This is a genomic window from Pseudoalteromonas sp. NGC95 (genome assembly GCF_015864705.1).
Lineage (GTDB): Bacteria > Pseudomonadota > Gammaproteobacteria > Enterobacterales > Alteromonadaceae > Pseudoalteromonas > Pseudoalteromonas arctica.
On the sequence record NZ_JADYWR010000004.1, the window covers coordinates 161853 to 173915 of the forward strand.

Consider the following 12063-nt stretch of genomic DNA (forward strand, 5'->3'; position numbering starts at 1 on the left):
GCAGGGAAGAACATGTTAAAACTTTAAAGTGGGCTATTTAGCCCACTTTTTTATTGGGCAGCTTATTTAAAGTTAGCAATACTTGTTTTTGTAGCAGTAACTGTGCGAATTGCATGCGCTTGGTTTGTAATACCAAATGCAATACCGTTTACGCTCCAGCCAGGGTTAGAGAAGTAATCGTACTGAGTTGCGCTACCGTAAACGTGCGGGTAAGCCATTATACTTGCAAACTCGTTTTGTACGCCATGACCCATGCCATCTACATATACACCGCCAGACGTATCACCTTGTTTGCGTGAATGCGCTAAACCTTGGTTATGACCAAGTTCGTGTACAAATGTAGTTGCACCACAATCAATTGCAGTGATTGAGTACATACGGCTGCTCATTGAGCTGTATAGATTGCCATTAGTGCCTTGGCCAACCCATGCTAAACCACATGAAATAAGCCCATTGCCAGCACTTTGACCAGTACCTAATACGGCAATCATGTCGGCTTTCCAATCGCTGCGTAAACCATCTACGTAGCTGCTATTTGTAACCGAATCTAACCAATCCTCAGACGGCGTTACTGCATAGTCACCTAAGTTTTGTTTGCCAGCTAAGCGTAGTGTTATATCAACGCCATTTTGGCTATATACCTGATTACTAAAAGCAATTAGTTGATTTATTTTAGTGTCAATATTGCTAGTTGCAGCAGCTGATTGGTCGGTATATAAAATACCGATATCGATTGTTTCTGCTTGTGTAACACTTGCTGCACATAATGCCGCAGCCAGTGCGGTTGTTGTGATTACTTTTTTCATTATTGTATTTCCTTACTCTTGTTGTGATTGGAACTTGTTTTTAACTTGGTTGAGCTCATAAAAAGCAGACACACTAAAGCTGCCTTATAGTGCGGCTTTAGTTGTTTTTTATATTTTGATTATTGGTTAGCCATCAATTTTTGGTGCAAATATATCGATGCTTTTATCTGATTTGGGTTTTGGTGCGGTTACATCATGCTCTATGTGGCTTTTATATAAATCGCGTTTTGCTGCAATCCATCCGTACTTACCTTTACTTTCGAATACATAATTGCCAGAAGGCGCAGTAAATTGACCATATACGGCATCTTTACCTACCGTTAAAACGGTATTATGCATGCGGCCATCAACACCCACTATTTTGCCAAATATGCTCTTATCGCCATTTTCAGACTCAACCACATTAGTCACTTCTGCGGTGAATGTTTCGGCTGTTTGCGGAATAGCTAAATCAAAATTTTCGCCAGTTTCTAAAGCCTGTAAAGAATTTAAATCAAACTCAATGTAGGCTTCGTTATGTAAGTCGGTAGGTAAAACTTTTGCGTTTATAAGCACTTGCTTTGCTTTGTCGGATAGGCGATTTACGGCATCAAATTCTTCAAACGGTAAGCTGTTGTCAGGGGCAACAATAGGTTTAACGGTAATTGGATCTTTACTCATATCAATAGGTGCAGGGGGATGTGTATTGCGCGTTTTTTGTAAATCAATAGGAACAAAATCAATAGCAACAGGCGCGATAGGTTCGCCCGTTTCATCTGCATTAAAAAATAGCCCATAAACTGCAAATGCCGATAATGGTATAGCAATTAGTAAGACGACAGATCTCTTCATTTGTTTCTCTTTTAGTGTTTTTGGTTAACTGTTTGTTACGTTTTATATTATTAAATGGATTAGATCAAGATAATAAATGTAACCGAAAAGAATTAATTCTAAATTTCATAATTCCTTATAAAATATAAGGATATTTATTTTTGGTATGTTTTTCACTCTTTTTAGTATTGGTTTTTTGTAGGGTTCATGCGGCCTTTGGCGCGTTTATGGGTACTTGTTTGTTTAGTTAAATACAATGGTTAAAAGTGACTTTTTGACGTTAATTACAATGAAAAATAAAAAGTGAATTTTTTCACTCTTTGTAAACTAATCGCTAATTGCAATGCATTTATCGGGCACGTATGTTGTGTGCTGCATAAATGGCATTACGAGGGATTTATGAAGGTGTCTGATCAGTTGCTTAACCGAATTACAGCAGGGCTTGTGGCTGTAATTATTGGTTTTTCGAGTTCTATTGCATTGATTTATCAGGTGGTGATAACCCTTGGAGGCACACCCGATTTAGTAGCTAGTTGGATTTTAATGCTTGGTTTAGTGATGGGCACAACGTCAATAGGTTTGTCGTACTATTACAAAGTGCCTGTTTTAATTGCGTGGTCTACCACGGGGGCTGCATTACTGATTTCAAGTGCACAAGGGTATAACTTAAACGAGGCTATTGGCGCGTTTATGCTCAGTGCATTGCTCGTTTTTTTGTCGGGGGTGACGGGCTGGTTTAAAAAAATAATGAACCGTATTCCAAGTGAGCTTGCGTGCGCCATGTTGGCCGGCGTACTTGTTACCTTTGGTATTGATGTTTTTAATTTTATGAACGACATGCCTTTAGTGATTGGCTTAATGGTTGTTATGTACTTTATTGGTAAACGCTTTTTTGCCCGCTTTGCTATGTTAAGTGTGCTTATTATAGGTGTACTACTCGCTTGGCAAATGGGCCATATTGATACCAGCGCACTGCACTGGAAAATGAGCGAATTTGCTTATATTGAACCCGTTTTTCACTTGCAAGCATGCATTAGCATAGGTTTACCACTTTATATAGTTACCATGACCTCGCAAAATTTACCGGGTATTGCTGTTTTAAAAGCGCATAAATATAAAGCGCCTATATCTGCGTCTCTTAATGTTACTGGTTTTGTAAATATGCTTAGTGCCCCGTTTGGAGCTTATTCTATTAATTTAGCCGCTATTACTGCTGCTATTTGTATGAGTGATGAAGCGGATGAAAATCATGATAAACGTTATTGGGCGAGTATAGCGGCGGGCGCATTTTATATTTTAATGGCGCTGTGCGCGGCTACATTGGTTGGGTTGGTGGCAAGTTTACCGCAGGCACTTATTTTAGCTTTGGCGGGCATTGCGCTATTTGGCACCATTGCTAATAGTTTGCAGCAAGCCCTTAGTAGTACTAAATATACGGAGGCCGCAATTGTTACTTTTTTAGTAACAGCATCTAACTTAACATTACTCTCAGTGGGGTCTGCTTTTTGGGGAATTATAGCGGGTGTGCTTACGCTCCTTATCACCCAAAAAGACTAAAAACTTTATTGTGTACAAAGAGCTGCTGGTGAGTATTTAAAACAAAATTATAGTTTATTTATATTATAAAAATAGCTTAACTAAGCTTATAAAAAAGGCTGCAATTGCAGCCTTTAGTTTTATAAAACAAGATTTACCTAATCAAAAGTATGATGGCGAGTTACACTAAACCGATTAAGTATATGGTGCATAATATACACAACGCACAGACTTAATATTATAGCCACCGATACCGAGCTAAACCGGTACATTGCGCTATAAACAAGATCTTGGCCTGGCCCGAGTGAGTTCCCAAATAAAATACCAAACGTAGTCAACACACCAAAACCAATACCAGGTATGCCTCCGCCTAAAATATGAAAACGCGCAAAAAGAAACGAAAGTATCCATAAAATAGCCATCGGAAAAAGTAAAAAATCAGAGTGACTATACAAAAATAGTTGCGATAGTAACGCTGCATTACACCCTATAAGCGTTCCAATTGCTCGCTGCCAACCAGCCATACCTGCGGCTTTCCAGCATAATGAAAACAAAATAAGCACAGAAGCTGCCTGCGCAGATATTGAGTCTTGTAAATCAAGAACCTGAAAAACCACAAAAGAGAGCGTAGCCACGGTTGAGCATAACAATACCTCATGGCGAATACTTTCTTTTGCTTTAGCTGGCATTACTCGCCCGGGCCTTGCGGTTACATCAGGAAATAGGCCATGCATTAATGCTCCAATAACAACGGTTAAAAATATAGCCAAACCATTAGTTAAAATTAACGGATAAATACTACTTCCTTCATCAACATAGCTCGAAAAATGTAGCTGAATAGAAAGGCTGATCACGCCTAAAGCGCCAAATAAAAAGGCGCTGCCGCTACTCATTTGGTAAAATAAAAAGCAGAAAACACCAAACACTAACAATGTCATAACGACTGGCAAGTGAGAAAATAATCCCTGCATTATCAGCACTATAAGCGCGCTAAATGCAGCAGATGCTATAAATTGATTTATAAGCCCACGACTTAACGTAGGTACCATGCCCAATATCAACATAGGATAAACGGTAAAAAATATACCATTAGGCCAGTTCATTAATTTACTAATAGTAAAGCCAAGGGTGCATCCACCTGCAATGCGTAGTGCTTGGCGAAGGCCATTAGAGTCTAATTGTGGGCCTTGGCTAACAATTTGAGTCATAAAGCCTCCATTAATAAATGTAGTGTAACCAGCTAATAAATCTAATTTGTGCAGAGCCAAACCATTGCCCAATTGTCGATTCGGGTAATAATTGTACTGTTGCACGTGACCCGCTTGGCATGTTCGCTATTAAGTCTTGATGATTTACGAGCTTTAAATGAATGCGTTGACGCTGTGCGTCACGTACCCAACGATTGCTGGTTTCTGTTGTACTTAGTAAACCATTTGCACTAAGTTGACCGTTGCTAACACCTGCTTCAAATGTTTCTAGTATTGCGTCGTAAACTTCACCTGGGCGGCTATCAAATACTACGCGCGCTTGAGTGCCTTGCTTCATATTTGAGAGTGACTTTTCTCTAAAGTCGGCAACTAAGTCGGCTTTTTTAGCGACAATAGCTAATAATGGGCTACCTGCAACTGCGTATGCGCCGTCTAATAATTGTAAGTTAGCAACTACGCCGTCACTTAGTGCACGTACTTGCGTGTAGGATAAATTTAACTCAGCCTGCGCTAACTGGTTAGCAGCATGACGTATAGCTAAGTTTTTATTACCTGAGTCACCTCTAGCTAAAACTGCTTCAGCTAACTGCGCTTCTAGAGCCGCAACATTTGCTTTACTGGCTTCAAAATTAGCACGAATGCTTTCAAGCTCTTGCTCCGATATAGACTTTTGAGTATAGAGTTTTTCGCCTCTGCTTTTTAATAGCTTTTGCTCATGCTGCTTAGCATTTGCAGCACTAATTTGTGCTTCAAGGGCTTTAACATTGGTATCAAGACGCTTATTTTGTAATTTGGCATCATCAAGCGCGAGTTGAGCTTGCTCTTTGGCTAAATTATATGGGCCTTCATCGATACTAAATAATATATCGCCCGCTTTAACTGGTTGGTTATTATTAACTTGCACACTAGTGACTCGGCCACTAATTTGCGGTGATATTTGCACAACAGGGTGGTATACACGTGCCTGTGGTGTCACAGGTAAAACCATATCGGCCACTAAATAGTAAATAAATACTAAGATAAACCCTATGAGAGAAAACCTTACATAGCGTGCAAACTTTTGATCCGGTGTCATTTTTAGCCTTACTTATTAACTTGAATACATTTAAGGGCGTTTTGCTCTATTTTGATCAAACCAAATGCAATGGCATCTAGCTGCTCAACAGATAAACCGCTGTATAACTGATTTTTTATATCGGAAATGGTCTCTTGCAATGAATGTAAAATGGCATCACTTTGCTCAGTAAAATAGAGTCTTTTACTGCGCTTATCATGTTTGTCTACACGGCGAACGATTAACGATTGCTCCTCTAATTGCTTAAGCGTGCGAGTCAGTGAAGGCATTTCTATCCCTAAGCTATTAGCAAGTTCAAGTTGTGTTAGTCCCTCACCACGCATATTTATATGCATTAGTGCAGTCCAGCGCGACTGAGTAAGCCCCAAAGGCTCAACAGCAATGGTTACTGCTTCGCGGCATAAGCGATGAACTCGGCCCATATTACCGATAACTGTTAAATCGAGCGTCTCGTGAAAAGGTTTTTGTGTAGGCATAGCCATCCCAACATAGTTAGCAAGCTAACTATTTTATCATTACTTAGCTTGCTAAGTAAATATGTGTAAGTACGGGAAGTGGCAAAATATTTGCTAAACCTCACCTGTAAAAAAATGGTGAGGTTTAGGGAGTTTTAAAAGTTAAGTAAATTAGCTGGGGAGTATTGATCGGTAAGTACTTTTGTATCTGCAGGCCAATCTTGGCCGTCTTTAGTAAAGTGCATAAGTTGGCTAATCGCTTTTATATCTACACCGTATTTTACTAATTTAGGGGCGAGAGCATTTACACGCGTGTTAATTTGGGCTTCGCTCGGTATTGATTTAAGCCCCGCTAAAATAATACGGTTGCTGCGATTTTCGCGGCTTACATTTATAAAGTCGCCAAATACAGCGTGGTAAGTTGCCGACTCATGCTCATAAAGTTTACTACTTGAAAACGTATTTGCGGCAATAACGCCACCATCGGCCAATACGCTTTGCACTTCTTCAAAAAACTCTTTAGTGAGCAAATGCTCCGGAATATAGTCGCCGTTAAATGCATCTAAAATAATCCAATCGTACTTTTGCTTTTTAATAGCGGCGCGCTTTATAAAAATACGGCCATCTTGCACGCTTGATGTCACTAAGTCGTTTTCTATAAAGTTAAAGTAATCGCGTGCAACTTTAGTTACTGCAGGATCTATTTCAACATTATGAATATTTGCAGTGGGGTATAGCTCATGAATAACGTTAGAAAGCGTACCGCCACCTAATCCTATAATAAGTACACTTTTAGGGTTGTCGGTTACTAAAAGGCTCGCAAACGTCAATTTTGTGTAATTAAAAACAAGTTTGTCTGGATTGCTTTTATACATGCAACTTTGGCTTGTTTGGCTACTTTTAGTATTAAATTTAAGGCAACGTAAGTCGCTCGTTTCTTCAACAATAATATTGCGATAAAGCGAGCGTTCTTCATGAATAACGTTACTAAACGCAGAACCTGAAAACACAATTAATGGCAGTAACAAATATTTAAGCATGGGCAAGCCCCTTATTATTAGCCAAGGTATTAATAGCAATCGCTACTAAACCCAGTGACCCAAGCGTTAAAGCAAAGGCGCTAATAATTGTATTCACGTCAAACGCGAGTACAAAGTAAAAAGAGGTAATTATAGTACCCAGGGCACTGCCAAGCGTACTTACAAAGTATAAACGCCCAGCCACTTGGCCGCTTTTATCGCTATCTGTTACCAGTAAGCGCACAGAGTAGGGCGAGATCATGCCTAAAATAACGGTAGGTATAAAAAATAAAGCAGTTGACGCTAAGAGTGAGCCGTAGCGGCTATCTTCAATATGGGTAAATATAAATTCCATTATAGGCTGCGAAAATAATGTAATAGGAACAACCATAATGCTGGCAATTAAAAATATTAAACCATATTTGGTAAGGGATGCATTTTTAGTGCTGAGTTTACCACCAAGTAAATACCCAAAAGATAAACTAAGCATAAACACAGTAATTATACTGCCCCAAATATGCACGCTACTGCCAAAAAAGGGGGCAAGAATTCTCCCACCTAAAAGCTCAATGCCCATTATGCAAAAGCCGCTGCAAAAAGCTAAAAAGTAAATTAACGCGTTTGTTTTTATGCTCATGTAATTATCTTTATGTAACTTAAGTAGAACACTATACTAACGTGATGCATACAAAGCTGCTAGAGCCTGTTGACCTAAGTTTAATTTAAAAAAGAAGTTTTGTTATAGCGATTTGTTAGTTAGTTGAATTCTGATCTATTTAGCTTGCCTAGGCCCTCGCGATTTAACACTTAAGACGCTTTTTCATTTAAATTAATTTTTTCTTAAGTTTTCTTTAAGTTTCACTCGTTAAGTTTAAACCCTGAAATATAAACAGGTTTAAATGAGCGAGCTTATGCAATTAGCCCACACTTCTACATCATTAGATTTAACACAAAATAACAGTCAGTTTATTAGTGCTCGTATTGATGATGTGCATCGAAAAAATCTCGAAAATACAGTGAAAGAAGGTTTTTTAGTTGCGTATAACGCTAAGCTTACTTCTTTTATGCCCCTACTTTGCCAATACGTTACCGAGCAAGGAAAGTGCACGTTAGGGCTAAGGCAAGCAACTTCGCCATTGTTTATTGAGCAATATTTAGCATCACCCGTTGAAGATTTTTTAGATGAAAGTATTTCTCGCAATAAAATTTTTGAACTTGGTAATCTCTGCTCTACAAATCGAAGAGCAACACTTGCACATTTTATTATTGTTAACGAAGCTCTGCAAAGTGTGGGGGCAAAACATTTAGTGTTTTGTGCAACCAACAAAGTGCGTGCTTTATTGCGCTTACTTGGTGTTACGTGTACCGAAATTGCACTTGCGAGCAGTTTTGTAGTTGAGAACCCATTAAAGTGGGGCAGCTATTACGCCAACCAACCAACAGTATGCATTGTGAGCCTAGAGCAAGCTCACCAACAAGTATTAAATACCCCAATGCTTTATAGTTTGATGCAGCAAAACCACTCAAGTATTAATTCTTTGGTAAATGCATTGGTGAATGTATGAATTACTATAATACACATTCAATATCGCCATTAATTATTGCCCATAATAAAGAGCAAACACTTGAAATTAACGGTGGTGAGTTTAACCAGCAAATACAAAAAGTAGTAAAAATACTACAAAGCTTTAACGGCAAATGTGTCGCTTATAAGCTCGATAATACGCCAGCTTGGCTTGTTATTGATGCCGCTACTGCAGTTTCTAATAAAGTGGCTGTGCCAATTGCTCACTTTTTTAGTGAACAACAAACTCAATATGTACTAGCGCAATGCGGCGCACATTTATTTATTAGCGACACGCTAAACCCTTTACTTGGGGAGCCGACTGCATCGATTACTATGTTTGAGTTTTACACGTTATATATTTACGAAATTGTTGTAGCTAAAGCCGTCAGTTATTTTCCAGAAACTCAAAAAGTAACGTTTACATCAGGATCGACTGGGCAACCAAAAGGCGTGTGTTTATCTGCAAAGAGTCAAATGCAGGTAGCCCAATCTCTGTGCGATAAAATTAATATTAAAAAGCCTGTTCATTTATGTTTATTGCCGCTTGCTGTATTGCTTGAAAATATAGCCGGTGTGTATGCCCCTTTAAAAAGTGGCGGTACAGTGCATTTAATGCCGTTAAATGAATTAGGATTTGTTGGAACTGCATTAAAACAGCCCGCACAGCTTATAGCTGCGATTGATAAAGTTAAGCCAAATACGCTTATTTTAGTGCCTGAACTATTAGCATGCTTAGTTACTTTTGCAGAAGATGGGTGGCAACCGCCTAGTTCGTTACAATTTATAGCAGTAGGTGGTGCGCGTGTCAGCGAAATGCTATTAACCAAAGCGCGTAGCTTAAATTTACCGGTATACCAAGGTTATGGGCTTTCTGAGGCGGCATCTGTAGTTAGTTTAAATACGCCCACAAACGATAACCTTCACAGTGCAGGCTCTGTGTTACCTCATATTCAAACCAAAATTGAAAATGACCAGCTTTTTGTAAAAGGCGATTTGTTTTTAGGTTACTTAAATCATCAACCTCACGATAAAAACCAGTGGTATGCAACCGGTGATCTGGTCGATCAGCATCAAAATACCTTATTTATTAAAGGCCGCTTAAAAAACCTAATTATTACCAGCATGGGGCGCAATATCAGTGCCGAGTGGCCTGAATCACTATTACTAAGTCAAAGCGGTATTTTACAAGCGGTTGTGTTTGGTGAAGGTCGACCTTTTTTAACCGCCATTATTTATGCCGATTCAAAGCTAAGTAACCCAGTGTTAGAACAATACATTAACGCAATTAATAAACAACTACCCGACTATGCACGAATTCAAAAATGGCATCGTTTAACTGCCCCATTAAGTGTGCAACAAGGATTATTAACCACAAATAATCGCCCAAAACGAGATGCCATAAGTAAGCAGTACCATGCTGTGTTTGAGCAATTTTACCGACTTGGAGAAGTAATTAATGAGTGATTTTTTTAACACCCTTAAAGAGCAAACTAAACAAGAGCAAAACTACCTGCTTGCAGCGCCGATTATCCAGCGTGTTTTTAAAGGCGAAGCATCACTTGAAGAATACGCCTCGTTTTTAGCGCAAGCGTATCACCATGTTAAGCACACTGTGCCATTAATGATGTCGGTTGGTGCACGATTAACCGACGATCAAGAATGGCTGCGCGAAGCCGTCGCAGAATATATTGAAGAAGAGATTGGTCATCAAGAGTGGGTACTTAATGACATTGCAGCCTGTGGTTTTGACAAAGAAACAGTACGGTGTAGTCAGCCGCAATTTGCAACCGAAATAATGGTTTCGTATGCGTACGACTCCATTGCACGTAAAAATCCGTTGAGCTTTTTTGGCATGGTGCATGTGCTTGAGGGCACTTCTATAGCGCTTGCTGATGGCGCGGCTTCAAACATTGCAAATGCTGTGGGCTTACCTAAAAAAGCATTGAGTTATTTAACCTCTCACGGCGCACTTGATATAGAGCATGTAAAGTTTTTTGAAAACCTAATGAACCAAATAACAGATGAGGCGGATCAGCAAGCCATACTCCATGGTGCAAAGCGCTTTTATCGTTTATACGGCGATATATTTCGTGGGCTCGATGACGAACCGTTTTTTAAAGCAAGTGCACAAGGCAAATTGGCATGAGTAGCACTTTATGTGTGCTCACTGGCGCAACAGGCGGAATAGGGCAAGCGATTGCTAAAGCCCTATATGCAAAAGGGTGGAAGTTACTACTTGTAGGGCGAAATACCCAAGCCCTTGAAGAGCTCAGTAGTGCATGCCCAGAAAGTGAAATATTTACGGGCGACTTAACCGACGATACAACACGCATTAACTTAGCAATAAAAGCCAAGCAACTCGGTGGCGTTAAGTTACTTATTAACAATGCCGGTATAAATACAATGCAAAGCTTAGAGCACACAAGTAATGAGCAAATAGACAATATGCTCGTTACTAATTTGTCGGTGCCTATTAAATTATGCCAGCTATTTTTAGGGCAGTTACAGTATACCAAAGGCACCATTGTTAACGTGGGCTCATCGTTTGGCAGTATTGGCTACCCGTTTCAAACACTTTATTGCGCCAGTAAATTTGGTTTACGTGGTTTTACAGAAGCGCTCTCGCGTGAGTTGAATGGTTCAGGCGTTAAAGTGACCTATTTAGCACCAAGAGCAACAAATACATCTATTAATAGCAGTAAAGCGCGTGCAATGAATAAAGAACTCGGTAATAAAATGGACTCGCCAGAATTAGTTGCTCAAGAGTTATTAGCACTTATAAATTCGAATCAAACAAGGCGTTTTATTGGTTTTCCTGAAAAATTATTTGCACGCATAAATGGCGCATTCCCAAGCGTTGTTGACAACGCTATTGCAAAACAACTTCCTAAAATTAAACGTTTTTTAAGTTAACAAACACACAAGGGCAAAATTATGTATAAATTTACACTCGCATTTTATTTAGTACTAACAACTGTATTTGCAACCGCAGTACACGCAGATGAAACACAAGACTTAACCTCTATTCAACAAAAGTGGGCAACTGCTAACTACGAACTTGAAGACGATGCGCAAATAGACGCGTTTACGCAACTAAGTGAGCAAAGCGCATTATTTGTTCAAAACTATCCAGGTTCGGCGCAAACACATATTTGGAATGGCATTGTGTTAGCCAGCTTTGCAGGCGCAAAAGGCGGGTTGGGTGCACTTGGTTTAGCAAAAGAGGCAAAAACGTCACTCGAAAATGCACTTTTAATAGATGGCACTGCACTAAATGGCTCAGCTTACGCAAGCCTTGCAACGCTTTATAGCAAAGTACCTGGTTGGCCAATTGGTTTTGGTGATGATGACAAAGCTGAAAAATTATTTAAACAAGCGCTCGCTTTTAATCTCGAAGGCATTGATACTAATTACTTATACGGTGAATATTTGTATGACGAAGGCGATTATAAACAAGCTAAAGCACGACTACTTGTAGCACAAGCTGCGGGCATTCGTGATACTCGTGCAAAAGCAGATAAATATCGCCAACAAGCAATAAGCCAGCTATTGGTAAAAGTAGATAAAAAACTAAAAAGATAAACACA

Annotated in this window: 13 protein-coding genes; 6 read left to right on the top strand and 7 right to left on the bottom strand. The window is 39.4% G+C overall.

Annotation, left to right across the window (positions count from 1 at the left end):
* Positions 1–62: 62 nt before the first annotated feature.
* Entirely contained in the window at positions 63–806 is a 744-nt protein-coding gene (locus I6E70_RS05575) for a zinc-dependent metalloprotease family protein (RefSeq protein WP_197188247.1), read from the bottom strand.
* Between the two features lie 126 nt (positions 807–932).
* Entirely contained in the window at positions 933–1637 is a 705-nt protein-coding gene (locus tag I6E70_RS05580) for a hypothetical protein (protein ID WP_010555212.1), read from the bottom strand.
* Positions 1638–2015: 378 nt separating this feature from the next.
* Between I6E70_RS05580 and I6E70_RS05585 the strand changes: the two genes are divergently transcribed.
* The gene (locus tag I6E70_RS05585) at positions 2016–3173 is read left to right on the top strand and encodes a benzoate/H(+) symporter BenE family transporter (protein WP_197188248.1); all 1158 of its coding nucleotides are present in this window, start codon (positions 2016–2018) and stop codon (positions 3171–3173) included.
* Between the two features lie 137 nt (positions 3174–3310).
* Here I6E70_RS05585 and I6E70_RS05590 read toward each other — a convergent pair whose 3' ends face one another.
* The 5 genes from I6E70_RS05590 to I6E70_RS05610 all read right to left on the bottom strand — a co-directional run bounded on the left by I6E70_RS05590 (position 3311) and on the right by I6E70_RS05610 (position 7546).
* The gene (locus I6E70_RS05590) at positions 3311–4360 is read right to left on the bottom strand and encodes a DUF2955 domain-containing protein (protein ID WP_007583570.1); all 1050 of its coding nucleotides are present in this window, start codon (positions 4358–4360) and stop codon (positions 3311–3313) included.
* Positions 4361–4370: 10 nt separating this feature from the next.
* Positions 4371–5435, bottom strand: a complete 1065-nt coding sequence (locus I6E70_RS05595) for an HlyD family secretion protein (RefSeq protein WP_197188249.1) — start codon at positions 5433–5435, stop codon at positions 4371–4373.
* 8 nt (positions 5436–5443) lie between these two features.
* Positions 5444–5911, bottom strand: a complete 468-nt coding sequence (locus tag I6E70_RS05600) for a MarR family transcriptional regulator (RefSeq protein WP_007583567.1) — start codon at positions 5909–5911, stop codon at positions 5444–5446.
* Positions 5912–6045: 134 nt separating this feature from the next.
* A complete protein-coding gene (locus tag I6E70_RS05605; protein ID WP_121953523.1) occupies positions 6046–6930 on the bottom strand; it encodes a spermidine synthase in 885 nt (294 codons plus the stop codon).
* Positions 6923–7546: a fused MFS/spermidine synthase gene (locus tag I6E70_RS05610; RefSeq protein WP_010555216.1), complete on the bottom strand. Its 624-nt coding sequence runs from the start codon at positions 7544–7546 to the stop codon at positions 6923–6925. Before I6E70_RS05610 ends, I6E70_RS05605 begins: the two co-directional genes overlap by 8 nt.
* 274 nt (positions 7547–7820) lie before the next feature.
* Here I6E70_RS05610 and I6E70_RS05615 point away from each other — a divergent pair, with 274 nt between their 5' ends.
* The 5 genes from I6E70_RS05615 to I6E70_RS05635 are packed head-to-tail and all read left to right on the top strand — an operon-like array spanning position 7821 to position 12058.
* Positions 7821–8474 (top strand): thermostable hemolysin, encoded by a 654-nt coding sequence (locus I6E70_RS05615; protein WP_024592423.1) that lies wholly within the window; start codon positions 7821–7823, stop codon positions 8472–8474.
* Positions 8471–9940 carry an AMP-binding protein gene (locus tag I6E70_RS05620; RefSeq protein ID WP_197188250.1) on the top strand — a complete coding sequence of 490 codons (1470 nt, stop codon included), beginning with the start codon at positions 8471–8473 and terminating at the stop codon, positions 9938–9940. The genes I6E70_RS05615 and I6E70_RS05620 overlap by 4 nt, the downstream gene beginning before the upstream one ends.
* Positions 9933–10622 (top strand): TenA family transcriptional regulator, encoded by a 690-nt coding sequence (locus I6E70_RS05625; protein WP_197188251.1) that lies wholly within the window; start codon positions 9933–9935, stop codon positions 10620–10622. The genes I6E70_RS05620 and I6E70_RS05625 overlap by 8 nt, the downstream gene beginning before the upstream one ends.
* The gene (locus I6E70_RS05630; protein ID WP_197188252.1) at positions 10619–11389 is read left to right on the top strand and encodes an SDR family oxidoreductase; all 771 of its coding nucleotides are present in this window, start codon (positions 10619–10621) and stop codon (positions 11387–11389) included. The genes I6E70_RS05625 and I6E70_RS05630 overlap by 4 nt, the downstream gene beginning before the upstream one ends.
* A 21-nt stretch (positions 11390–11410) precedes the next feature.
* Complete coding sequence (locus I6E70_RS05635) at positions 11411–12058, top strand: hypothetical protein (protein WP_197188253.1); 648 nt, start codon at positions 11411–11413, stop codon at positions 12056–12058.
* Positions 12059–12063: the final 5 nt, after the last annotated feature.

Bases quoted from the DNA above. Each gene is read 5' to 3' on its own strand.
- I6E70_RS05575 (WP_197188247.1), bottom strand. From the start codon at position 806: ATGAAAAAAGTAATCACAACAACCGCACTGGCTGCGGCATTATGTGCA.
- I6E70_RS05580 (WP_010555212.1), bottom strand. From the start codon at position 1,637: ATGAAGAGATCTGTCGTCTTACTAATTGCTATACCATTATCGGCATTT.
- I6E70_RS05585 (WP_197188248.1), top strand. From the start codon at position 2,016: ATGAAGGTGTCTGATCAGTTGCTTAACCGAATTACAGCAGGGCTTGTG.
- I6E70_RS05590 (WP_007583570.1), bottom strand. From the start codon at position 4,360: ATGACTCAAATTGTTAGCCAAGGCCCACAATTAGACTCTAATGGCCTT.
- I6E70_RS05595 (WP_197188249.1), bottom strand. From the start codon at position 5,435: ATGACACCGGATCAAAAGTTTGCACGCTATGTAAGGTTTTCTCTCATA.
- I6E70_RS05600 (WP_007583567.1), bottom strand. From the start codon at position 5,911: ATGCCTACACAAAAACCTTTTCACGAGACGCTCGATTTAACAGTTATC.
- I6E70_RS05605 (WP_121953523.1), bottom strand. From the start codon at position 6,930: ATGCTTAAATATTTGTTACTGCCATTAATTGTGTTTTCAGGTTCTGCG.
- I6E70_RS05610 (WP_010555216.1), bottom strand. From the start codon at position 7,546: ATGAGCATAAAAACAAACGCGTTAATTTACTTTTTAGCTTTTTGCAGC.
- I6E70_RS05615 (WP_024592423.1), top strand. From the start codon at position 7,821: ATGCAATTAGCCCACACTTCTACATCATTAGATTTAACACAAAATAAC.
- I6E70_RS05620 (WP_197188250.1), top strand. From the start codon at position 8,471: ATGAATTACTATAATACACATTCAATATCGCCATTAATTATTGCCCAT.
- I6E70_RS05625 (WP_197188251.1), top strand. From the start codon at position 9,933: ATGAGTGATTTTTTTAACACCCTTAAAGAGCAAACTAAACAAGAGCAA.
- I6E70_RS05630 (WP_197188252.1), top strand. From the start codon at position 10,619: ATGAGTAGCACTTTATGTGTGCTCACTGGCGCAACAGGCGGAATAGGG.
- I6E70_RS05635 (WP_197188253.1), top strand. From the start codon at position 11,411: ATGTATAAATTTACACTCGCATTTTATTTAGTACTAACAACTGTATTT.